This is a genomic window from Sphingomonas hengshuiensis, assembly GCF_000935025.1.
Classification (GTDB): Bacteria; Pseudomonadota; Alphaproteobacteria; order Sphingomonadales; family Sphingomonadaceae; genus Sphingomonas; species Sphingomonas hengshuiensis.
In genome coordinates, this window is record NZ_CP010836.1 from 328,130 (window position 1) to 348,160 (window position 20,031).

Sequence of the window (20,031 nt, forward strand, 5' to 3'; positions counted from 1 at the left end):
ATCAGGGGCCGGTGGGCTATCCCGCACAGCAGGGTTATCACAATGAGAGCTTTGATTTGCGCGACCATCGCTTGTGTCGCGCTCACAGTACCGCAAACCGCGGAGGCGTGGGGTGCTTTGGGCCATGCCGTAATTGATGAGGCGGCCATCGATGCGCTTCCACCGGATGCGCCGGATTTTCTGCGAAAGTACAAGCAGTATATTATCGATACCTCCAGCGTGCCAGACTGGTGGCGCGAGGATAATGGCAGCTTTTCCAAGATCGGAGAGGAGACAAATCACGCATGGTATCAGGAGCAGCTTCCGCTAATCGGCGAACTCCCTCGATCTCGAACGAAATTTCTGATCGAACTTGCCCGTATACAGCAAAGCCTGACCGAAATCGGCTCGCCTGCGGCAGCAAGCCTCAACGCACGTGGTGTCGGCACGATGCCCTACGAGATTGCATCGGTCTACGGGCACCTCGTCACCGGATTTCGATGGTATCGAAACCTGAAAGCTGCGGCTAAGGCGACCCAATCAGCCGAGATGGCATGCGCTTTCTACGTCGCTTGGATGGGCCATTATGTGGGAGACGGCGCACAGCCGCTTCATGTCAGTGTGCATCATGATGGCTGGCAGGGTGCCAACCCGCGCGGCTATTCGACGGATCGAAAGCTGCATAATCGCTTTGAAGTCAACTTCGTCGAGAGCATCAATCTGTCGGCTGGCGATATTCGACCTTACGTAACATCGGTCGACTTGTTGGGAGGTGACGTGTTCGAAGCGGTGCTCGCTTACCTGACTGCCTCTCACGAGCACGTTGAAGAGGTCTATCAGGCTGAAAAGCGCATGGCCTTTACCGACGCGAACGACCAGAGGGCGCGCACGCTGGTTTATACGCGTACCGCAGCAGGCGCGAGCATGATGCGCAATTTGATTTTTCGTGCGTGGCTTGAAAGTGCCATGCCAGTGGACAGGACGGAGTCCGCTTATGATCCCGTGTTTATGAGGGAGACCGGTGCGAATCCGGCTCGGCAGTCACGGGCGGTCGCAGCGGGCAAACCTTAGAGTTAGCTCCATAACGTCGGAGTTCGGCCCATTAAGAGCATTGCCTGCTTCCGGGACCCGACCACGTCTGCGGGGATGCCCAATGTGGGGCGCTAAGCATTGCGTGCAAATGACCGGTTCCGACGTGAGCGGACGTTCAAGCGTCGAACGCGGAATGGCTAGAACTGGTCCGAGTCCTGCCGAAGCGCGGCCGGCGCTTCGTGGACAATTCGGTCGTTTGCAAGGATGGCGGCAACGGCCGGTCTCAGCGACACCCGACGTTCACTCGGTAGCGCCGATCACCCTATGGGTAGGTGAGACTGGCCGATTCCGGAATGTCGGCTCATCGGCTGGGGTTTGAGTTGCCAAATCGTAGATCCGGTTGGCCGGCACCCATTTGACGTCGGGTGGCGCAAAAGGAAGGCGTTTCTGGAACTTGTCCATCATGCGCTCCCACGCCTGAACATCAGCATCGTGCCCGTCGCGTTCGGCCTTCGCAACGGGGTCGAAATCGGGCGTGGTTTCCATCAGCATAACTAGCCGATCCCCTGTCTGCCAGATCGTCATCGCCACGATGCCCGATGCCAGGATCTGGCGCGTGACAGCGCTCGGAGGTCCCCCCGGCCGATGCCATTCACGATAGGCCGCGATCAACTCCGCATCATCTACAAGATCGAGCAGCAGAACGTGGGAGACGGTTGCGCCTTCAGACATCGGCCAAACTGCCATCCGTTAGCCCGCGCCCCGAAAGTATCAGCGGAATACCGATGGTGTTGCGAAGGCCTTGTGGCACCGTCACTTCAAGCGCGGCATCGGTCCGCTTGAATGGCAGTGGAGCGTTCGACCCCGGCACCGTCACGCGCTCAACCTCGCCGCGTCCGACCGGGTTGTTCCGGCTCCACAGCGTCAGGCGGACTATGCCGTCATCGGGCCAGCCCATGACCAGCCCATGGACATTTTCTCCCTTGCGTACATAACGCACATCGCGCGCGGTATAGGGTGATTTCGGTCCGCCTTCGGCAAACATGCCGCTATTGGGCTTGGTCGGCCCTTCGGCATGAATGCGCCACGGCCGCGTGCCATAGATCGCCTCGCCAAAGTGACCCATCCAGGCCGCGATCTCCTCGACGATCCGCTCCTCTTTCTCGTCGATAGACCCGTCACCGCGCATCGGCACGTTGAGCAGGAGATTGCCGTTCTTGGATACCACATCACACAGCGTGTGGATGATTGTCGCGGCCGTCTTGTAGCCATCGCGTTCGTACAAAGCGCGGTCGTAATGCCAATCGCCGATGCAGGTGTCGGTCTGCCAGGGATAGGTCTCGATATAGGATTTTCCGCCGCGCTCGACATCCTCGACCAGCCCCATTCGCCGTTCGGGCGGGACCATCTTGATGTTCAACACCGCCTCAAGATTGCCATTATGCCAAGCGCGATTGGCATTGTAATAATGCGCGGCGATCTCCAGCCCGATCTGCTGGAACGGCAGATCGAAATTGTCGAAATACAGTAGGTCCGGCTGATATTTGTCGATCAACTCGCGACAGCGCAGCGCCCAGTTACGCGCGAATTCGGGATTCTGCGCCGGGATCGCTTCGCTCCACAGCCGGTCGGTACGCTGGTGTATCTCATTGGCCTCGACAATGGTCGTCACGCTGTCGGGCAGCGGCATTACCGGCTTGGCATAAAGCGTGCGCGGGTCCAGCCCGTTCCACCACTGGCCCTTGCCGTCCGCGGCTGTCAGTCGCGCCGCATCGTAGCGCTGACCGCGCATCGGGCCTTCAGGATCATAGCCATAGGCGGTCTGAAACCAGTGCCAGGTGTGTGCGCTGTGGTTCGACACGCCAAAGCGCAGGCCCCGTTCGCGCGCCAGTTTCGACCAGATGCCGATAATGTCCTTGCGCGGCCCGATCCGGGTCGAGTTCCATGGATGGTGCGTCGAAGTATAGGTGTCGAAATTGTCGTGGTGGTTGGCCAGCGCGACGAAATACTTTGCGCCGGCGCGCTGATACAGGGTGATCAGGCGCTCCGGCTGCCACTTCTCCGCCTTCCACAGATTCGTGATTTCCATGAAACCAAATTTGGTCGGGTGGCCATATTTGGCGACATGCGCCTTGTTCGCCCGCGTGCCTTGCCGGTACATTTCACGGGCGTACCAGTCGCCTTCCTCGGGCACGCATTGCGCGCTCCAGTGAGCCCACATACCAAACTTGGCATCGCGGAACCAGTCGGGCGCGCGATAGCCTTTAGCCAGCGACGCCCAATCGGCGGTGAACGGGCCGGCGGCCGGTTGTGCAAGAGCAGATGCGCTACCGCCCATTGCGCCGGCGGCCCCGGCAGCACCAAAGACGCCCAGCGTCTCGCGCCGACTAATGTTCATGATCTCTCCCACTTCCGCAACCATCTGCAACTTTCAGGGGTAAAAACTATTTTGCACATGTGGATGTGGGCGTCTAGAGGGAGCGTTGAGTTTCCGCTCTCGGGGTGTAGGAATCACCGTCCAACGGCGAAAGGTGGCGGTTGTCATTCGTCTGCTTCGAATATGCCGAGTGGCAGCTACCGTCACGACCGGACGTTCATCAGCGCAGATGGGAGCGGCCGGGTCTGGTCGGCACCCGCCGCCGCAAAACGAACGCCGCATCGTGGGGACATTGCGGTCGTTCCCGCCTTGGTCGCTGAACGACAGCTTCTAACAGAAGCCGCCGCTCGCGAATCCCCGGCGGTCAAGGCGCCGAATGCTAACGTTGCTTCAGAATGGGTGACGCTACGGAATGGTCGGGGACGTAAGCTCAGTCATCTCGGACCTCTACGGATGGCGGGCGGATGATCTCCGGCGAGTTCGATCGTCGTCGCTTTTAATTCCTCGGTAAGTCGGGCCATGAAGCGCAGCGCAGCATCGAGTTCGTCGTCGCCATATTCATCCAACAAAGCCGTCGTCCGCTTCACATGATCGACATAGATGGCGTCGACGGTCGCAATCGCCTCAGGATCGGACTTCAGAATCCAGCGCCGTCGATCGGCCGGATCCTGCTCACGGCTCAGGAAGGCGCGAGCGGCGAGCTTGTCGACGATGACGCTCAGCGACGCCCGCGTCAGGCCGGTCTCCCTCGCCAGCTCCGATGCCGTCAGCGGGCCCTCGTTCCGCACCAGTTGAAAGCATTCAAGCTGCGTCGCCGTGAGATCGAGCCGGCGCGCCGCCGCTTCCTGAAACAGCACGGTTCTTGCGCCGAAACGTTGGGCGATCAGGACGTAGCGCTCAAACCGCTCTCTGGACATCGGCGCTCCAATAATTAGATGAGCTAATCGTTAGTCGGTCTAACCGTCTTATCGCCAGTCGTCCAGTGGAGACGTGGCGGGAGGGGTGCGCTGGCTTCGTATCAACGCGCCAGTCCAGAAGGATGCAGCTATGAAGTTCGAAGGAAAGACCGCCCTCGTCACCGGCGCCGCGACCGGCATCGGCGCTGCCATTGCGACCGGACTCGCCGAAGCCGGCGCGCGTGTCGTTGGAGCCGATCTCGCCTGGACGGAGCAGGAAAGCGCATCTGGGATCGAACGGGTTCACTGCGACGTCGCCGATGCGGTGAGCGTTGAAGCGTGCATCGCCGACATCGATGCGCGCCATGGAGGGGTGGACATTCTGGTGAACAATGCCGCGCTGGCGGCCGAGATCGCGCCGAAACCGTTCGAGCAGATCACGCCGGAGGAATGGACTCGCGTGCTGACGGTCAACACGCTCAGCCAGTTACTGTGCACCAAGGCGGTGATGCCGCGGATGCGCGAGAAAAAGTGGGGCCGAATCGTCAATCTCACGTCGGGCACGGTCTTCGTCGGTACGCCGTACATGCTGGCTTATACCGCGAGCAAAGGCGCGATCGTCGCCATGACGCGCGCGCTTGCGAAGGAAGTCGGGGGCGACGGGATCACCGTCAACGCGATCGCACCGGGACTGACCGTGACAGAAGGGATCAGGAACAATGAAGGCTACTCGAAAGAGATGCTCGACGGCGTGATCGCCTCGCGCGCCATTCAACGTGAGGAAGTCGCTGAGGATCTTGTCGGCACCTGTCTATTCCTCGCGAGCGATGCCGCGCGGTTCATCACTGGTCAGATCGTCGTCGTCGACGGCGGCGCGACCTTCCATTGATTGATGGGAGCGACTGCATGCCAATCTCGCTCAACCACACGATCGTCTGGGCGTCGGACCCGGGGAAGTCCGCGCGCTTGCTGGCGACGATATTGGGGCGACCAACGCCGATGCGTTTCGGTCATTTCGAAGTCGTCCAGCTCGACAACGAGGTCACGCTCGACTTCGCTGCCTGGACGGGACCGATCCAGTCCCAACATTATGGGTTTCTGATCGGCGAGGACGATTTCGATCCGATCTTTGATCGCATTCGAGAGGAGGGTCTTAATTACTGGGCCGATCCGTTCCGCCGTCGCCCGAACGAGATCAACCGCGACGATGGCGGACGGGGCGTGTATTTCGCGGACCTCGACGACCACCTTCTTGAGGTCATCACCCGACCATATGGCGGAGGCTAGAACCGGCGCACCAAATCAACCAGGTCGACCGGCAGGCGGAAACTCACGCGCGGGCGAATGGCAATTTCCGTCACGACCAGACGTTCGCGCGCGATTTGACGAACGACTTAAAGTGGTCGACTACTGCCGCAAGCGAACACCGGATCGTGGGACAATCCGTCATTGAAGTTGAACGGCTTGAATGGTGGCTCCCGGCAGACGCAGACACTATCGTAAGCGTGTAGAAGCAATCAAGGATCATGCAAGGTCGGGGATGGACCGGCGATAGCTGTCGGTGGCTGCCGTCCCAAAAAGGATCTAGTTTCGGGAAAGCTACTGCCCGGTGACCTCCTCGCCGCGATGCACGATGTGCATCTTGTTGCCATCGGGATCGCGCAGATAGGCGCCGTAATAATCCGGACCATAATGAGGACGCGGGCCCGGCGCGCCTTCATCCGTGCCACCCGTGCGCAATCCCTCGGCATGCGCGCGCACGACAGCCTCGGTCGACGGAGCGCGCAACGCCACCATGCTGCCGTTGCCGTGCGAGCTGGGCCGCCCGTCGAACGGCAGGTAAACGTAGAATCGTGGCAGCGACAAACCTGGCCGATGCCAGCAGCGCGACGGCGGTCCACCATCCGGTACGACCGATCGCCGGGCAAGGCCAAGTGGTGCCAACACCGCGTCGTAGAAGGATGCGGCCCGATCAAGGTCGCTTACGCCTAAGGTGACGTGGCTGAACATGGCCGTCCCCTCAGATCTCACCTATGATCGACGCTATTTCGCCCAGCCGTTCGTCATCACGACGATAAAAAGTCCATTGTCGGATGCGCTTGGCCGTCACCAGCCCGCTGGCTTGAAGCACGCGCATATGCTCGCTGAGTGTGGAGGCGTTCACGCCGAGCTTGTCGGCGATGAACTGGCCGCACACGCCGTCCTCGATCAGGTCGCCGTCGCGTTGCGGAGGAAAGTGAGCGGTCGGATCGCGAAGCCAGCCCAGAATTTGCAGGCGACGCTCGTTGCCCAGCGCGCGGAACAGATCTGCGGTTTCCATGTCGGGAATTTGCCAATTAACGAACTAAGTGTCAAGCATGCGGCGAATCGTAGCAGGATCGCGCAATGACCTCATTTCCGTTCTTTACCGTCGATGTGTTCACCACCGCGCGCTTTGGCGGCAATCCGCTCGCAGTGGTGATCGGTGGCGAAACGCTCGACCCGGCCACGATGCAGGCCGTGGCTGCCGAGTTCAATCTTAGCGAGACCACCTTCGTCCTGCCGCCCGCCGATCCCGCCCATACGGCGCGGGTCCGCATCTTCAACCGGACCGCCGAGATGGCCTTTGCCGGGCATCCGATGGTTGGGACTGCCTTCGTCCTGGCGGGGCGTCATCCCGATCTTGTCGAAGCGACGTTCGAAATACCGGCGGGCCTGGTCCGTGTCCGGATCGAACGAAATGCCACGGGCGACCCCGTCGGTGCCGCGATCACTACGCCGCAACCCCTGACGGTGGGAGAAGCGTTGGAACGCGAGGTGATCGCCAGCGTCCTGAGGCTGACTGCCGACGACGTGATGACGACGACGCATCCGCCAATAATGGCGTCGAACGGCAACCCTTACGTGATCGCCGAACTGACCGATGACGCGCTAGCGCGTTGCTCGCCCGACCTGGATGCCTTCCGGGCGGCGCTTGCGGCGCATCCGCAGGACGGCAACCGTTTCTCGGTCCATGTCTACTGCCGAAAGGAACGCACGTTGCGCGCCCGCATGTTCGCGCCGCTGGCAGGAACCTGGGAGGACCCGGCGACCGGCAGCGCGAACGCTCCGCTCGCCTGCCTCCTGCTGTCGCTGGAGCCGGGAAGCGAGGCGGCGGTGTTCAACATCCACCAAGGTGTCGAGATGGGTCGACCGAGCCTGCTGCGCGTCGAGGCACGCCGTGTTGCAGAGGGCATCGTCGCTACGCTCGCCGGAGCGTGCGTAGCAGTCATGCAAGGGCAGATCACGCTATGACGGATATTGCTTCCACTATCGAAGCCCTTTCGCTTCCCGTCGATCGTACGATTGGGCCTCTTCTGATGGTGTCAGGGTCGGCGATCCGCGGTTCCTGTCGGGTCGCATGGGGCCGGCCTATGCCGACATGATCCTGAATGGTGGCCGGTAACACGCAACTGCGGTTGTGCGGGCGCCGGACGACCTTAGCGACGCTCTTGGTCATGGCCGCCGTTCGCAGGTCCTTCGCGGAACGTCCTGAGTTGGTCGGCACCCGCCGCCGCAAAACGAACGCCGCATCGTGGGACGAAGCGGTCGTTCCAGACGGTTACTGTGAACGTCGGGTTTCGGACAGACCGGCCATTCGCGGGGCCGCTGGTGTCGGGACAGCAGCAAGCAATCCCGGCCGGTACTGAACTGTACGATTCTGGAGAGGTCGTGCCGAAATTGCGGTCGTTGTTCCCCTGACGAAAAACCATGCCTTCAAGGTTGTCGCACACTTTCTCAATCCGACAGGGTTTGTCGGACACTCATGCCCAACATGGAGATCCTGCTATGCCCTCTCACCTTGATCATCGTGAATTTGCGCGTGGTGTTGTATCGACAAACATGTGTTTTCCGACAGTGACCGGCGGGCAGGCAGCGCTAAAACGCGGCCGGGCCGTTTCCGCCCAAAGTCGGTGATAGCGAGGGAAATCGGCCGCTCTTGAAAGCGGACATTTCGAACCAGGGTTCTGACCCTTCTCGCCGAGCAAAAAGGCGTGGGTCTGCGGCAGCGTCACAACCGCTCGGTTGTAACACCTGATAAGCGGGGAGAGCGACAGCCGAGATCGTCAGCCGTCATCGGGCCGCTCTGCTTGAATTGCGATCTATGTTTTCATTCATGTCCTCATTGGTTTTGAGGTGAATGCCGGTTGGAGCAGCAACGGCTCCTTCAATGAGCAAGGCGGCCACAGCGCTTGCCGGACTGATGCGCCATCGAAGCGGCAGCACGGGAGCCAGAATTCTCGCGATAACCTGTGCTGTACGTTCATCGGCGCGCTGGCGGTCGCGATGTCCTTCGAGCACGCTCGGACGAACGATCGTCAAGGACGCAAAGCCAAGTTTGCCCAATTCCGACTCCATCTCACCTTTTGTCCGAGTATAAGCAAATCGCGAGTACGGGTTCGCGCCAAGGGATGACGTCAGCGCGAAGCGTGTTGCCCCATTGGCCCGTGCATGTTGCGCGACAGAAAGCGGATAATCGTAATCGATCGCGCGGTAGGTAGAAGGTGATTGGGTCTGGGTGCGCGTGGTGCCGAGCGCGCTGACAACCGCGTCCACGCACCACCAACCGGCATGGTCGGGCATGTCGGAAAAATCGATTACGACATTCTTCAGCTTCTCGCACGTCGGGATCGGGCGCCGGGTCAAGGCGATGACCCGGCTGATCCGCGGGTCGGCGATCGACTGCATCACGACCTGCTGACCGACAAGTCCGGTCGCGCCTACGACCAGCAAGCGGGTCATGTCGCCATCCGTTTGGGAAAATGCGCTTTCAGACCTCGATCGAGCATCCGGTCCATCATCCGGTCGGGCATGAAGCTGACGAGGCGAGCGAGCATCGCGGTATACCGACCGACGGTGTAACGCGTGCGAGGCCGTGGGCTGGTAATCGCGTTCGCAATGACACGAGCCGCCTCCTCGGGTGCCGCGCCGCCGGGTACGGACGCTTGGGCTTGGGCTATGACCGCGTGCATCAAACCCTCGTAGCGACCGCGCTGTTCGGTTGTCATATCGTCGATGACGCGTCGGCCGGCGACATCGACTCGTCCCAGCATGCTGGTCGTGACCGCGCCCGGTTCGATCACTACGACCTTCATGCCAAGCGGTTCGACTTCGCGACGCAGGGAGTCGCTCACCGCTTCCAAAGCGAACTTTGTGGCGGCGTAGGGGCCATAGGCAGCCATCGCCACCTTGCCGCCGATCGACGAGATGTTGACGATGGTCCCACGGCTCTTGATGAGCACAGGCAGCAATGCCTGCATCATCGCAACATGGCCGAAAAGATTGACCTCGAAGAGACGCCGCCAGTCGGGCAACGGGTAGGTTTCCAGCGGTGCGTTGACCGCCATGCCCGCATTGTTGACCAAGGCGCAGAGCGGACGCCGCTCAGGATCTTCGGCGATACGCCGTACCAGGGCGGCAATCCCCAATGAATCGGTGATATCAAGCAAGACCGGCTCGATACCCGGAGCACGGATCGCATCGGCATCGATGTCTCGGCGCACCCCGGCCAAAACGTGGAAGCCACGCCGGGCAAGTTCATGAGCCGTGGCGGCACCGATACCTGCCGACGCACCGGTAACCACGACCATCTTCTGTTTAGACTGTTCGCTGATGATGATGTCCATATTGATTGTCCAGTCGCTCTTTTAAAGTTCAAATAAATTAGGTCAGAACGCGCCAAAGCACCTCGAAACCGGCTGCGGCATGGACCCGAGCATGGGCAGGGTTTCGTGTCATGTAATCGACCGTCGCATCGACGATGCTCGTCACAATAGAGGCGACGAACATGAGGGGGGCATCGCGCAACAATCCATTGGCGCGGCTCCGATCCAGGAGCGCTTCAACGCCGGCAAAGGCTTGATCAGCAACCTGGTGGCTCGCCTCAGTCACGGCGTTCGAAACGCCCAGATGGGCAAGGGTGCGGCGTTCCGCCGGATGCGCCGTTGCCCAACGCAGCCAAGCATTCCAGACATGTAACATCTGGTCACGCCGGGGGGCTTCGGTCGGGATGCCGGTCGTTGTCGACTTGGCCATGTCTTCTTTCAACTCTCGGTAGAGTTGGTTCAGGAGGTCGGCCTTGGTCTCGAAATAGGTGAACAGCGCGCCGTTCGAAACGCCCGCCTCCTTTGCGATCGACGCGGTCGGCGCACTGAGCCCCTGCGCGGCAATGACCTTTATCGCCGCGGCAAGTATGGCGGCACGCTTCTCGTCGCTCTTTGGGCGGGCCATCACATCACTCCAAGAATTCCTGCTTATAAGAGAGTGTGCAGTCAGTCAACTACCTTCGGCGTATTGAGTTGGGGATCGCAGAGCCCTGGGTCGGCACACCCGCTCGCAAGCTACTGGATTTTGTAACCTCCTCGCAGCGTCACAACCGAGCGGTTATGACACCGGCTCAAAGGCACCTTTCAACCATTCCGCTGCCGAAAGTTGCCTGTCGCCTAACCACCATTTATGGCCATTCATCGATTGGGTGTGCGGAAAACCCGGTCGTAATCACGACTATGCGACAAACAGGTGTTTTCCGCCACGGCAGGTCATGCCGCCGTTGACTCAGCAGGGGGTTGCTCCGGATGGGTCGCAACGCCGAACATTTGTATGCGCAGCGTAAGTGGCAGGTCTTGCGAAGAGCCGCCGTTCACGCCTTCGCTCATGTATGGCGTGGGTTGGTCGATTGTGTTCTCTAATAGGGCAGGGTCTGGCTGCTCGGTCCTGAGCGGATTGGGTGCCTTTGGGTGCCTGCGTTCTCTGCGTGCTCGATATCGGCACTTGATGGGGTCAGCTGGGTGCAACGTGGCTTGGTTGAAAGCGCAGTCGGTCGACGGGTCGGCCGCATGCTACAGAATCGGCGCCATCATTTGCTCCCTCCCTCGGGCGTTGCTCCCGCTCGGGAGCTCGGTGCGGCCTCCTGTCTCTTGGTCGGCGGAGATCAGGCCGGCCGGAAGTCGGTGCCGTGTCGGAGCATGGAGTGCATGATGATGGCGAGGCGTCGGGCAAGCGCGATCCGCGCCTTGCGCATGGTCGAGCGCCTGGCGATGGCGAGCGCCCAGTCCTTCAGCTTCAGATCGCCCTTGTAGCGGGTGAGCATGACGTTAGCCGACTCATAGAGCAGGGTTCGAACGCGTCGGTCGCCAACTTTGGAGATCCCGCCGACATAGTCGATCTCGCCCGACTGGTAGCGCCGCGGCACCAGTCCGAGATAGGCACCGAGATCACGCGAGCGGCGGAAGCGGCCCGGATCGTCGATGGCGGCGGTGAACGCCAGCGCGGTCAGTTGCCCAACGCCAGGGATGGTCATCAGCCGGCGGCACGCATCGGACGCGCGAACCAGCTTCTTCATGTCGGCGTCGATGGCCGCGATCGCGCCGAGTACGGCATGGCGTGCCGCCATGAGCCCTCGCATGGCGCCTGACAGGCCCGCAATGCCTTCGCTCATGGCGATCACCTGGTCTACGAACGCGGGGCTGAGACCACGCGGCAACCGGACGCCGAACACGACCGCGAGGCCACGGATCTGGTTCTCGAGCGTGACGCGCTGGCCGACCAGCTTCTTGCGCGCGATGATCAGCGCGCGCACCGCATGTGCCGGTAGCGACTTCACGTGCACGGGCTTAAAGAAGCCCGTCCTCGCCAACTGAGCCAGCCCACGCGCATCATTGCGGTCAGTCTTGTGTGTCGCCAGCGTCTTCAGCGCCTGATATGCCTGCCGGCTCTCGACGCAGACAACCGGCACGCCCAGTTCGGCCAAGCCATGGTAGAGCATCGGTGCCATGCGGCCCGTCTCGAACACCACACGCGTACACGCCGGGGCCTTGGCCAGGGCCGCCGAGATCGCCTCCGCTGATGACGACGCCGTCACCTCGTGTATCACCGTGCCGTCACGATCAAGGACGCAGATGTGCGTCTTCTCCAGCGACACGTCCAGGCCAGCATAGTAATCCATGGTCGTTCTCCTCTTCTACATCGGAGCCGATCCTATCGGTCTCCATCGAAGAGCAGCCAGACCATTACCCAATGTTGAAAAAGCCGCCGCTGAGATCGAGGCTAGTGCCAGCTTAGGCGCGGTCTGGAGGGCTCATCCCCGGTTATGCGGGCGCTGGGATTGCGGGCATGGTGACTTGCGCCCCATTTTCAGGCCGCTGATAATTAGCTTCGGTGTTCATATGCTCATGGCGGGGGCGGTTCGTAAACTCGGCGGGTGCCAGCCCGCCAAGACTGCCGTGCGGACGCAGGGTGTTGCAGTCCGTCCGCCATGCCTCGATGATCCGTCTCGCCGCAGCCAGCGATGGGAACAGGCGCTCGTCCAGGAACTCGTCGCGCTAGCGACCATCAATGCTCTCGACAAAGCCGTTCTGCCGCGGCTCGCCCGGCGCGATATAGTGCCACTCGATCCCGGGGTCCTGGCACCAGGCGAGGACGGAGTGAATGGTGCGCTGGGTGGCTCTCTTCGGATTGATCTCCCGGATCAATCCGCGGCGGTCGGTGTCGCGGACCACCCTGCACGGCAGCCCGCGACGCTCAGCGATGGCGCTCAGTTCGCGGATGACGCGCCGACCCGACAGTGAAGTATCGACGATGCACGCCAGGCACTCCCGACTGTAATCGTCGATGACGTTCAGCATATGGAACTGTCAGCACGCAGGCCAGTGCATCCGATACGAAGTCGAGCGACCAGCGCTGGTTGGGTTCCTGCGGGATCGCCAGCGGCGCCCGCGTGCCGAGCGCCCGCTTGCGGCCACTACGCGTGCGCACCGTCAGCCGCTCCTCGCGGCACAGCGACTTCCAGATTTAGAATGTCGCATCGCTGATCCCCTGCTTACGGCACAGATCAGCCGTCTTCACACCAGCCTCATACTCGCGCAACATACCAATGATATGATCCCCGGTAAATCGGCCTCGCCGCATCTCGTCTCCATCTGACGAGCTAACCTACCAATGGCATGATTTCTGGGAAGCACGTCGGTCCTGATCGATAGCCGCAACGGCAATTGCAAACAGCGTTCAGTGCCCAGCGCACACATGCTCGACAGACCGTATCTGGCGCACCTCGCAGCGATTGGCGCCCGAGGACATTGACATGGTGATGCGCACGTATCTCCATTTTGACCATGTCGACTGGAACACCCGGCTGGAAAACGCCGCCGGGTGCCGAGCTTTCCCGATGGTCGCTACAGCCTTGGCAAGCGCGACTACGAGCATTGGGCGGCGATCGCCATCTGATCGCGTCGGCGGCAGTGCCCGATCGGCGAGACATGCCGAAACCGCAGGGGCGTGCGCGGCATCTGGCGTCCCGAGTTCGGTGGGCGGCTCCGACGTGCGCAGCGGCTCGTGCAGCCGTCCCGCCCACAACAGGTTTGTCGCACAGCGACTATCCACAGCACAAATGTTCACTCTTTCATCCATATTATTGTCAGAATTCGAACAATTCGAAAGGGATTGACGTTCGCTCTCCAACGCGCTCAAAATAGGCAATGCAGGACGCACATGACATTCTCGTCGTCGGTGGAGGAATCAACGGGGCTGCCGTGGCGCGGGATGCCGCGGGGCGGGGCGCGCGCGTTTTGCTGGTCGAGCAGAACGACCTTGCCGCCCATACCTCGTCGGCCAGCACCAAGCTGATCCATGGCGGACTGCGCTACCTGGAGCAATTCGAGTTCCGCCTGGTTGGCGAGGCGCTCGCCGAGCGCGAACGGCTGCTCCATGCCGCCCCCCACCTGATCCGCCCGCTCGAGTTCGTGTTGCCGCATGAGCGCTCGATGCGCCCAGGGTGGATGATGCGACTAGGCCTGTTCCTGTACGACAGGCTGGGCGGCGCTAGCAGCCTGGCACGGTCGCACGCGGTGCGTCTCGATCGCGGGACTCGCGGCGCTCCGCTCCAGCCACAGCATCGGCGCGGCTATGTCTATTGGGATTGCTGGGGCGATGACAGCCGCCTGGTCGTCGCCAACGCGGCGGATGCTGCCCAGCGCGGCGCCGCTATCCGCACGCGCACCCGCCTTCTTTCCGCCGAACGTAAAGAGGGACGGTGGCAGGCGGAGATAGAGGGCCCGGAGGGAATCCAGCATGTCTCGGCGCGCGCGCTGGTCAATGCCACGGGCGCCTGGGCAGCCGATTTCTTGCCGCAGCGCGCCAAAGTCGCCACGCGCTCGGCATTGCGGCTGATCAAGGGCAGCCATATCGTCACGCGCCGCCTGTTCGACGGCGATCACGCCTATCTGCTCCAGAACCCTGACAAGCGGGTGGTCTTCGCGATCCCCTATGAGGGCGCGTTCACGCTGATCGGCACGACGGATGTGGCGTGGGACGGCGCGCTCGACCGCGTCGAGATCGATGCGGCCGAAACCGACTATCTGTGCGAGTCGGTGAATCGCTGGCTGCGCACGCCGATCTCCGCCGCCGATGTCGTCTGGAGCTACGCCGGCTTGCGACCGCTGTACGACGATGCCGAAGCGAACCCGTCGGCGATCAGCCGCGACTATGTCTTGTCGCTCGACGCGGAAAATGGGCAGGCGCCGGTCCTGTCGATCTTCGGCGGCAAGATCACGACGCACCGTGCGCTCGCGAACCGCGCGGTGGACCAGCTTGCGCCTTTTCTCCCGCTCCTCGGTGCCGCATGGACCGACGATGCCGTCCTGCCGGGCGGCGACCTGGGCGCCGGTGGCCTTTCGGCGCTTGTCGAGTCGATTGCCGCGCGCGCACCGTTCCTCGATGGCCGAACGGCGCGGCGGCTGGCCGAAAGCTATGGCACAAGCGCGTATCGCGTGCTCGGTGGCGCGACGTCGGCGAGCGATCTGGGCGAGGCGTTCGGCGCGGGATTGACCGAGGCGGAGGTCGAGTATCTGCTCACCGAGGAATGGGCGCAGACGGCGGAAGACATACTCTGGCGCCGTTCCAAGCTCGGGCTACACATGACGCCCGAGGCGATCGCGCGGCTCACGGCCTATGTCGAGGGTCGCGCGGGCGCCACCAGACAAACTTGCGAGCAAATCGCCGGGACGTAAAAAAAACGGGGAGAGGGAAGTGCCGATCAACAAGGCTTATCTGGGAGAGCTGATCTCCGAATGCATCGCCGTGACGATTATCATCACCATCGGCAATTCCGCCGCGGCGATGTACACACTGTACGATCCGAGTCCCTACCAGACCGCCTATTGGGGGGTCTGCATCACCTGGGGCCTGGCGGTGACCATCGCGATCTATGTGACCGGGGCGGTTTCGGGGACGCATGCCAATCCGGCCGTGACATTTGCGCTTGCGCTGTACCGCGGCTTTCCCAAGTCGAAAATGGTGCCGTTCTGGGCGGCACAGACGCTCGGTGCGATCCTCGGGGCGGCGCTGGTCTACATGATGTTCTCGCCGGTCATCGATATCTATAATCTCGCGCACGGTACTGATCGGGCAGCGGGGGGGGCCGCCGGTGTATTCTTCACGCACCCCGGATTGGGGATCACGCCGATCCGCGCCTTCTTCAACGAAATCGTCCTGACGGGCATCCTCCTGCTCGGAATCTTCGCGATCACCGAGGAATATAACACCCAGGCGCCGCAGGCGAATTCAAGCGCGCTGATCATCGGCCTGCTCGTCGCGGCAATCGGCGCTTCGGCCGGCTATCTTGAAGCCTGGCCACTCAATCCCGCGCGCGATTTTGGGCCGAGGCTGTTCTGCTATTTCACGGGTTGGGGGTCGCAGGCGTTCCCGGCGCCGGACAATTATTGGTGGGTGCCGATCGCCGGACCCTTTTGCGGCGGTGTTGCCGGTGCCTCGGTCTATCAGTGGCTGATCCGGCCCTTCCTGCCCTCGCGGCAGAAGGGCTTTGCCCCAACGGCGACGGCCGCGCAGCCGCTCGACTGATCGTACCACGAAAGACAAGATAGATTCGGGAGAGAGAACATGGCCCAGCCCCCTTATATTCTGGCAATCGACCAGGGAACGACATCGACTCGCTGCATCCTTTTCGATTCGAGCGCGACGCCGGTGACGACAGCGCAGCGCGAGTTTCCGCAGCATTATCCCAATGGGGGCTGGGTCGAGCACGATCCTGAGGATATCTGGCGCGATACGGTCGCGGTGATGCGCGAAGCGGTTGCCAACGCCCGTGTCGACGTAAAAGACGTGGCAGCGATCGGCATCACCAATCAGCGCGAGACCGTGGTCGTGTGGGAACGCGCGACAGGTCGTCCGGTGCACAACGCGATCGTGTGGCAGGATCGCCGCACCGCCGAGACGTGCGCGCGCCTGAAGGCCAGCGGCGCCGAGCAGATGGTAAACGAGAAGACGGGGCTTTTGCTGGATCCCTATTTCTCCGCGACCAAGCTGGCGTGGATTCTCGACAATGTGTCGGGCGCTCGCGCCGCCGCCGAACGGGGCGAACTGGCGTTCGGGACGATCGACAGCTTCCTGCTTTCGCGGCTGACGCGCGGCAAGGTTCACGCCACCGATCCGACCAATGCCGGCCGGACGTTGCTGTTCGACATCGTCCGACAGCAATGGGACGAGGAATTGTTGAAGCTGTTCGACATCCCGGCTTCGCTGTTGCCGCGCGTGGAGGACAATTCGCACGTCTTCGGGCATAGCGACCCGGACATTCTTGGCCGCGCAATCCCGATTGCGGGCATGGCGGGCGACCAGCAGGCCGCCTTGTTCGGCCAGGGCTGCTTCAACCCCGGCATGGCCAAGTCGACCTATGGCACGGGCTGTTTCCTGCTGATGAACATTGGCGACAAGCCGGTGCTCTCCAAGAATCGGATGCTGACCACCCCCGCATACCGCCTCAACGGGCAGACCACCTATGCGTTGGAAGGGTCGATCTTCGTCGCCGGCGCGGCGGTCAAATGGCTGCGCGACGGCCTCAAGATCATCACCCGGGCATCGCAGACGCACGATATGGCGACGCGCGTTCCGGACAGCCATGGCGTCTATATGGTGCCCGCCTTTGTCGGCCTTGGCGCACCCTATTGGAACCCGGACGCGCGCGGGCTGATCTGCGGGCTGACGCTCGGTTCGACCGACGCGCATCTCGCGCGGGCCGCGCTCGAATCGGTTGCGTACCAGACGAAGGATCTGATCGATGCGATGACGGCAGATGCAGGGCCGTCCGCAGCCGCGCTCAGGGTGGATGGCGGCATGGCAGCCAATGACTGGTTGTGCCAGTTCCTTGCCGACATCCTCGACGCGCCGGTCGAACGCCCCTCGATTGTCGAGACGACCGCGATGGGCGCGGCGTTTCTCGCTGGCCTGGCGACGGGCGTGTGGCCGGATATCGGCGCGATCGGGCGCATCTGGCACCGCGAACGGCGCTTCGATCCGGCAATGGAGGAAGGCGATCGCACGTCCATGGTGGACGGCTGGCGCGGCGCGGTTCGGCGCGCGCTGCTCGCGTAGCGCCCCCCGCCCGATGCGACCGAGCCAAGGCCCAACGGGCTGGTCCCGCAACCGCCAATGTGCGAAATCGGGCTCTATTGGCATCGAACGGACCGAGATGACGACCGCCCTTAGTACGCGCGACAAGAGAATATTGGAGCTCGCCCGTCAGAATGGTCGCGTTACGGTCGATGAACTGGTGGCGACGCTGTCGGTCACGGCGCAGACGATCCGCAAGGATCTGAATACGCTGTGCACGCAGGGCTTTATGGCGCGCGTCCACGGCGGCGCGATCCTTAGCTCGGGCGTGGAAAATCTCGGCTACGAGGCACGCAGGCGGTTGTGCGTGGAGGAGAAGCGCGCGATCGGCAGGGCGGCCGCGGCAATCATCCCCGATGGCGCTTCCTTGTTCATCAACATCGGCACGACCACCGAGGAGGTCGCGCGGTACCTTGCCGAACGATCCAACTTGCTGGTGATCACCAACAACCTCAACGTCGTCGATATCTTGTGTCGCAATCCATCGATCGAGATCATCGTGGTGGGCGGGCGGGTTCGCCATGCCGACCGGGCAGCGGTCGGTCCGTCGGCGGTGGCGTTCATCAAGCACTTCAAGGTCGATTATGCGGTGATCGGGACCTCCGCGATCGACGGGGACGGATCGCTGCTCGACTTCGACCTCGACGAAGTCCAAGTCTCAAGCGCGATCGTAGAAAATGCGCGCTCGGTCATTCTCGTTGCAGACCAGACAAAACGGAGCCGCAGCGCCCCGGTGCGCGTGGGACACATGGGCGATATCGACATCTTCGTCACCGACGTCATCGAGGGCTCGGATCTGGTTCCGGTGTGCGAGGCGCATGACGTTCGTGTCGTCGCTGCACTGGCCCGCGGACCCGAGCCTGGGCGCGGGAACGGCGAAGCTTAAGGAGCGACGCCCGAGGTTACCGGTCAATCCATGTATACTGTACCGGCCTCGCTTGCCGCGTTCGATCCTGAGCACCATGCGCGTAATGTCGATGTCGCGGACCTTAAGCGCCGAGACGACGCCGACGCGCAGCTCAGCGCCCTAGGGGACCGACAGCGCCGCCTGCTGCTTGAGGCAGGTGGCGGCATCCATCAGCCGCTTCACCTCGCCCAAGGTAAGCACCACCGGGATCTTGCGGGCGTGTGCGGTGCGCACCAGTTCAGGCTGGTCGAGCGAGTGGGTGAAGAAGAAGCGCAGCGCCGCCACGATGCTGTTGGTGGTCGGCACCGGGACGCCTGCTTCCCGTTGCTCGATCTGGCCACGGTTATGGACAGCGGCGCTCGGAAGCGATCCTGAAGGCCATCCTCGCAGCGCATCGTCCGTAGAGGGCTACCTGCTCCCACGGGAGTTGGTTGCCGATGCCTTCTACCAGACCCGTTCCGCTTTCCCAAAATCTGATCCCAATTTCCCTTTCAGGAAATGCCCTACGGAGATGGAGACATGGGAAAGACGGGTAGCTCCAACTGGCAAGTTTCGGATCAGCTCGCGATCGGCTGAGTGATGGAGCATGGGGCGGCCAGTCGACAGCTCCATGGCACGCGAGAGACCGCTTTCGTCAAAATCAGACATTCGCGCAGGCATGGGTGAACGACGTGTTCTGGTCGCCAGGCGTCTGAGGACCTTCCTCTCCTTTTCGCTGGCGAACGTTCTTCAGATGGCCAACCCGGCCATCGTAGAATGATCATGGAGATGCCTGAAACCGAACCCACCACCAAACGCCCCGTCTGGAATGCGGGAAGAACCGTTGGCGCGAAACGCGCGCTGAAACCGAAGCAAATTTGGGAGATCCGATTCTACCTCAACCAGCGCCGCCGCTTGCGAGATCGGGCACTATTTGACCTAGCGATCGACAGCAAACTTCGGGGCTGTGACCTGGTGCAGATGAAGATCGGCGACATCGTCAGCGGCGGGCAGATCCGAACGCGTGCGATCGTCATGCAGCAAAAAACAGGTCGACCCGTTCAGTTCGAACTGCTCCCCGACGCTCGGGCCAGCCTGCTGGCCTGGCTCGATCGCCGGGGCGGCACGGTCGACGACTAAGTCTTTCCCAGTCGGGTTGACCATAACGGGCATCTTAGCACCCGTCAGTACGCCCGCCTCGTGGATGAATGGGTGACAGGGGTCGGTCTGATGCGAAGCGACTATGGCACACACTCACTTCGGCGAACGAAGGCATCGATCATCTACAGGGCAACCGGCAATCTTCGTGCCGTCCAGATACTTCTCGGGCATAGCAAGATCGAGAATACGGTGCGCTATCTCGGGATTGACGTGGAAGATGCGCTTGCCCTCGCCGAGAATACCGAAATTTGACCAATCGGCTCCTCGCCTTCGGCGAGGGG

19 protein-coding genes and 2 pseudogenes are annotated in these 20,031 nt (G+C 62.0%); 9 read left to right on the forward strand and 12 right to left on the reverse strand.

Annotation, left to right across the window (positions count from 1 at the left end; all coding sequences use genetic code 11):
- Positions 1-117: 117 nt before the first annotated feature.
- Positions 118-1,050, forward strand: coding sequence for a phospholipase C/P1 nuclease family protein (locus TS85_RS01500; RefSeq protein ID WP_155006268.1), 933 nt, complete (start codon positions 118-120; stop codon positions 1,048-1,050).
- A 261-nt stretch (positions 1,051-1,311) separates the two neighbouring features.
- On the opposite strand, the gene TS85_RS01505 is transcribed toward TS85_RS01500, so the two are convergent.
- From TS85_RS01505 to TS85_RS01515, 3 genes are all read right to left on the reverse strand, one after another.
- A complete protein-coding gene (locus tag TS85_RS01505) occupies positions 1,312-1,743 on the reverse strand; it encodes an L-rhamnose mutarotase (protein ID WP_077228394.1) in 432 nt (143 codons plus the stop codon).
- Positions 1,736-3,409, reverse strand: a complete 1,674-nt coding sequence (locus TS85_RS01510; protein WP_044335668.1) for an alpha-L-fucosidase — start codon at positions 3,407-3,409, stop codon at positions 1,736-1,738. Before TS85_RS01510 ends, TS85_RS01505 begins: the two co-directional genes overlap by 8 nt.
- Before the next feature lie 413 nt (positions 3,410-3,822).
- The gene (locus tag TS85_RS01515; RefSeq protein WP_077228395.1) at positions 3,823-4,305 is read right to left on the reverse strand and encodes a MarR family winged helix-turn-helix transcriptional regulator; all 483 of its coding nucleotides are present in this window, start codon (positions 4,303-4,305) and stop codon (positions 3,823-3,825) included.
- A gap of 130 nt (positions 4,306-4,435) precedes the next feature.
- Here TS85_RS01515 and TS85_RS01520 point away from each other — a divergent pair, with 130 nt between their 5' ends.
- Entirely contained in the window at positions 4,436-5,173 is a 738-nt protein-coding gene (locus TS85_RS01520; RefSeq protein ID WP_044330023.1) for an SDR family NAD(P)-dependent oxidoreductase, read from the forward strand.
- A 17-nt stretch (positions 5,174-5,190) separates the two neighbouring features.
- Positions 5,191-5,571 carry a VOC family protein gene (locus TS85_RS01525; RefSeq protein ID WP_044330025.1) on the forward strand — a complete coding sequence of 127 codons (381 nt, stop codon included), beginning with the start codon at positions 5,191-5,193 and terminating at the stop codon, positions 5,569-5,571.
- A 312-nt stretch (positions 5,572-5,883) separates the two neighbouring features.
- Here the strand turns inward: TS85_RS01525 and TS85_RS01530 are convergent, their stop codons facing one another.
- Together TS85_RS01530 and TS85_RS01535 are read right to left on the reverse strand one after the other, a co-directional pair.
- Positions 5,884-6,294: a VOC family protein gene (locus tag TS85_RS01530; RefSeq protein ID WP_044330026.1), complete on the reverse strand. Its 411-nt coding sequence runs from the start codon at positions 6,292-6,294 to the stop codon at positions 5,884-5,886.
- 10 nt (positions 6,295-6,304) lie between these two features.
- Entirely contained in the window at positions 6,305-6,604 is a 300-nt protein-coding gene (locus TS85_RS01535; RefSeq protein ID WP_044330027.1) for an ArsR/SmtB family transcription factor, read from the reverse strand.
- Positions 6,605-6,669: 65 nt separating this feature from the next.
- Here TS85_RS01535 and TS85_RS01540 point away from each other — a divergent pair, with 65 nt between their 5' ends.
- A complete protein-coding gene (locus TS85_RS01540; RefSeq protein ID WP_044330028.1) occupies positions 6,670-7,557 on the forward strand; it encodes a PhzF family phenazine biosynthesis protein in 888 nt (295 codons plus the stop codon).
- A gap of 819 nt (positions 7,558-8,376) precedes the next feature.
- On the opposite strand, the gene TS85_RS24440 is transcribed toward TS85_RS01540, so the two are convergent.
- The 6 genes and pseudogenes from TS85_RS24440 to TS85_RS26375 all read right to left on the reverse strand — a co-directional run bounded on the left by TS85_RS24440 (position 8,377) and on the right by TS85_RS26375 (position 13,209).
- On the reverse strand, positions 8,377-9,045 hold the full coding sequence (locus TS85_RS24440; RefSeq protein WP_077228396.1) for an NAD(P)H-binding protein: 669 nt from the start codon (positions 9,043-9,045) through the stop codon (positions 8,377-8,379).
- Positions 9,042-9,929 (reverse strand): SDR family oxidoreductase, encoded by an 888-nt coding sequence (locus TS85_RS01550; protein ID WP_077228397.1) that lies wholly within the window; start codon positions 9,927-9,929, stop codon positions 9,042-9,044. Before TS85_RS01550 ends, TS85_RS24440 begins: the two co-directional genes overlap by 4 nt.
- A gap of 37 nt (positions 9,930-9,966) precedes the next feature.
- On the reverse strand, positions 9,967-10,533 hold the full coding sequence (locus TS85_RS01555; protein WP_044330030.1) for a TetR/AcrR family transcriptional regulator: 567 nt from the start codon (positions 10,531-10,533) through the stop codon (positions 9,967-9,969).
- Positions 10,534-11,233: 700 nt separating this feature from the next.
- Positions 11,234-12,247 carry an IS110 family RNA-guided transposase gene (locus TS85_RS01560; RefSeq protein WP_044330031.1) on the reverse strand — a complete coding sequence of 338 codons (1,014 nt, stop codon included), beginning with the start codon at positions 12,245-12,247 and terminating at the stop codon, positions 11,234-11,236.
- Between the two features lie 142 nt (positions 12,248-12,389).
- Positions 12,390-13,080, reverse strand: a pseudogene (locus TS85_RS24445) (integrase core domain-containing protein); the annotation flags it as partial.
- A 12-nt stretch (positions 13,081-13,092) separates the two neighbouring features.
- The gene (locus TS85_RS26375; RefSeq protein ID WP_407082109.1) at positions 13,093-13,209 is read right to left on the reverse strand and encodes a transposase; all 117 of its coding nucleotides are present in this window, start codon (positions 13,207-13,209) and stop codon (positions 13,093-13,095) included.
- A gap of 566 nt (positions 13,210-13,775) precedes the next feature.
- Between TS85_RS26375 and glpD the strand changes: the two genes are divergently transcribed.
- From glpD to TS85_RS01585, 4 genes are all read left to right on the forward strand, one after another.
- Complete coding sequence (gene glpD, locus TS85_RS01570) at positions 13,776-15,305, forward strand: glycerol-3-phosphate dehydrogenase (RefSeq protein ID WP_044330033.1); 1,530 nt, start codon at positions 13,776-13,778, stop codon at positions 15,303-15,305.
- Positions 15,247-16,155 carry an MIP/aquaporin family protein gene (locus TS85_RS01575; protein WP_077228398.1) on the forward strand — a complete coding sequence of 303 codons (909 nt, stop codon included), beginning with the start codon at positions 15,247-15,249 and terminating at the stop codon, positions 16,153-16,155. Before glpD ends, TS85_RS01575 begins: the two co-directional genes overlap by 59 nt.
- Positions 16,156-16,194: 39 nt before the next feature.
- On the forward strand, positions 16,195-17,685 hold the full coding sequence (gene glpK / locus TS85_RS01580; RefSeq protein ID WP_044330035.1) for a glycerol kinase GlpK: 1,491 nt from the start codon (positions 16,195-16,197) through the stop codon (positions 17,683-17,685).
- A gap of 97 nt (positions 17,686-17,782) precedes the next feature.
- A complete protein-coding gene (locus TS85_RS01585) occupies positions 17,783-18,589 on the forward strand; it encodes a DeoR/GlpR family DNA-binding transcription regulator (protein ID WP_044330036.1) in 807 nt (268 codons plus the stop codon).
- Between the two features lie 141 nt (positions 18,590-18,730).
- On the opposite strand, the gene TS85_RS26310 is transcribed toward TS85_RS01585, so the two are convergent.
- The gene (locus TS85_RS26310) at positions 18,731-18,916 is read right to left on the reverse strand and encodes a hypothetical protein (RefSeq protein ID WP_052507679.1); all 186 of its coding nucleotides are present in this window, start codon (positions 18,914-18,916) and stop codon (positions 18,731-18,733) included.
- 456 nt (positions 18,917-19,372) lie between these two features.
- Between TS85_RS26310 and TS85_RS01595 the strand changes: the two are divergent.
- A pseudogene (locus TS85_RS01595) lies at positions 19,373-20,002 on the forward strand (tyrosine-type recombinase/integrase).
- Positions 20,003-20,031 lie beyond the last annotated feature (29 nt).

Bases quoted from the DNA above. Each gene is read 5' to 3' on its own strand.
- TS85_RS01505 (WP_077228394.1), bottom strand. From the start codon at position 1,743: ATGTCTGAAGGCGCAACCGTCTCCCACGTTCTGCTGCTCGATCTTGTA.
- TS85_RS01510 (WP_044335668.1), bottom strand. From the start codon at position 3,409: ATGAACATTAGTCGGCGCGAGACGCTGGGCGTCTTTGGTGCTGCCGGG.
- TS85_RS01515 (WP_077228395.1), bottom strand. From the start codon at position 4,305: ATGTCCAGAGAGCGGTTTGAGCGCTACGTCCTGATCGCCCAACGTTTC.
- TS85_RS01520 (WP_044330023.1), top strand. From the start codon at position 4,436: ATGAAGTTCGAAGGAAAGACCGCCCTCGTCACCGGCGCCGCGACCGGC.
- TS85_RS01525 (WP_044330025.1), top strand. From the start codon at position 5,191: ATGCCAATCTCGCTCAACCACACGATCGTCTGGGCGTCGGACCCGGGG.
- TS85_RS01530 (WP_044330026.1), bottom strand. From the start codon at position 6,294: ATGTTCAGCCACGTCACCTTAGGCGTAAGCGACCTTGATCGGGCCGCA.
- TS85_RS01535 (WP_044330027.1), bottom strand. From the start codon at position 6,604: ATGGAAACCGCAGATCTGTTCCGCGCGCTGGGCAACGAGCGTCGCCTG.
- TS85_RS01540 (WP_044330028.1), top strand. From the start codon at position 6,670: ATGACCTCATTTCCGTTCTTTACCGTCGATGTGTTCACCACCGCGCGC.
- TS85_RS24440 (WP_077228396.1), bottom strand. From the start codon at position 9,045: ATGACCCGCTTGCTGGTCGTAGGCGCGACCGGACTTGTCGGTCAGCAG.
- TS85_RS01550 (WP_077228397.1), bottom strand. From the start codon at position 9,929: ATGGACATCATCATCAGCGAACAGTCTAAACAGAAGATGGTCGTGGTT.
- TS85_RS01555 (WP_044330030.1), bottom strand. From the start codon at position 10,533: ATGGCCCGCCCAAAGAGCGACGAGAAGCGTGCCGCCATACTTGCCGCG.
- TS85_RS01560 (WP_044330031.1), bottom strand. From the start codon at position 12,247: ATGGATTACTATGCTGGCCTGGACGTGTCGCTGGAGAAGACGCACATC.
- TS85_RS26375 (WP_407082109.1), bottom strand. From the start codon at position 13,209: ATGCGGCGAGGCCGATTTACCGGGGATCATATCATTGGTATGTTGCGC.
- glpD (WP_044330033.1), top strand. From the start codon at position 13,776: ATGCAGGACGCACATGACATTCTCGTCGTCGGTGGAGGAATCAACGGG.
- TS85_RS01575 (WP_077228398.1), top strand. From the start codon at position 15,247: ATGTCGAGGGTCGCGCGGGCGCCACCAGACAAACTTGCGAGCAAATCG.
- glpK (WP_044330035.1), top strand. From the start codon at position 16,195: ATGGCCCAGCCCCCTTATATTCTGGCAATCGACCAGGGAACGACATCG.
- TS85_RS01585 (WP_044330036.1), top strand. From the start codon at position 17,783: ATGACGACCGCCCTTAGTACGCGCGACAAGAGAATATTGGAGCTCGCC.